Raw genomic sequence first — 578 nt, forward strand, 5'->3', positions numbered from 1 at the left:
CTGAGTTGATCGTCGGGAGCGTCAGTTGTGTTTAAGAGACAGCATCTGCGGTTGCTTTTGCTGCGGCGCGGTTGATTTCGAGGGCGGGATTTTGCGCTCCACTCAGGCTGCATCGGTGCCTCCATTTGCTGACGGACGGAAATTTCGATACAGACAAAATGATCCGACTCGTCAGGCCAGCGGGAATTGAATCCGAACTTTGCTCATTAACGACCTCGATTCCGCATCGGCAGGATTCGACGTTGAGACGACTGTATCTGAGTCGGTAAAGGCGGTCGAGGTTGCAAAGGCCTTGATCGAGTTGGCAGCCGCCGATATCGGGTGGTTGAAAACACTCGGGCAACCGGCGCTTTGCGCCGGTTTCTCGGGCACAATTTGCAGAAAAGGACTTCGGTAACTTTTCCGGAACAGAACGTCATGTCGTTCAATCTTAAGGAAGTCAAAATTGCGGCAGAGGGACGCTGGTACGACATATGCAGCGCACTCGCGCCGCATCTTGGGCCTGCCATGGAACGGATCGGCAGACACGTTCCCTGTCCCGTACACGGCGGCGAAGACGGCTTCCGTCTTTTCAAGGA

Annotated in this window: 1 protein-coding gene; it reads right to left on the reverse strand. The window is 54.8% G+C overall.

The window, feature by feature from the left end; genetic code table 11:
- Positions 1-171: 171 nt before the first annotated feature.
- The coding region (locus tag H6A60_RS14355) for a hypothetical protein (RefSeq protein ID WP_239477747.1) at positions 172-578 on the reverse strand (407 nt) is incomplete at its 5' end.

The sequence above is a fragment of the Sutterella massiliensis genome, assembly GCF_016899755.1.
Lineage (GTDB): Bacteria > Pseudomonadota > Gammaproteobacteria > Burkholderiales > Burkholderiaceae_F > Sutterella > Sutterella massiliensis.